At 52.4% G+C, this 481-nt stretch carries 1 rRNA gene; it reads right to left on the bottom strand.

The window, feature by feature from the left end:
• Nucleotides 1-75: 75 nt before the first annotated feature.
• Nucleotides 76-481: ribosomal RNA gene (locus Q4550_RS23230) — 16S ribosomal RNA — on the bottom strand; the annotation flags it as partial.

Below are 481 nucleotides of genomic sequence, written 5' to 3'. Positions count from 1 at the left end.
AAATCATTCTTTCAAAACTAAACGAAACGCTCATGTAAGGTTGGTAACGTAAGTTACCTTCGTAATTCTCCATAGAAAGGAGGTGATCCAGCCGCACCTTCCGATACGGCTACCTTGTTACGACTTCACCCCAATCATTTGTCCCACCTTCGGCGGCTGGCTCCATAAAGGTTACCCCACCGACTTCGGGTGTTACAAACTCTCGTGGTGTGACGGGCGGTGTGTACAAGGCCCGGGAACGTATTCACCGCGGCATGCTGATCCGCGATTACTAGCAATTCCGGCTTCATGCAGGCGAGTTGCAGCCTGCAATCCGAACTGAGAACGGCTTTATGGGATTCGCTTCACCTCGCGGTGTTGCTGCCCTTTGTACCGTCCATTGTAGCACGTGTGTAGCCCAGGTCATAAGGGGCATGATGATTTGACGTCATCCCCACCTTCCTCCGGTTTGTCACCGGCAGTCACCTTAGAGTGCCCAACT

The sequence above is a fragment of the Anaerobacillus sp. 1_MG-2023 genome, assembly GCF_030547345.1.
Taxonomy (GTDB): Bacteria; Bacillota; Bacilli; order Bacillales; family Guptibacillaceae; genus Guptibacillus; species Guptibacillus hwajinpoensis_B.
This window is presented reverse-complemented; position numbering and strand designations above follow the sequence as displayed.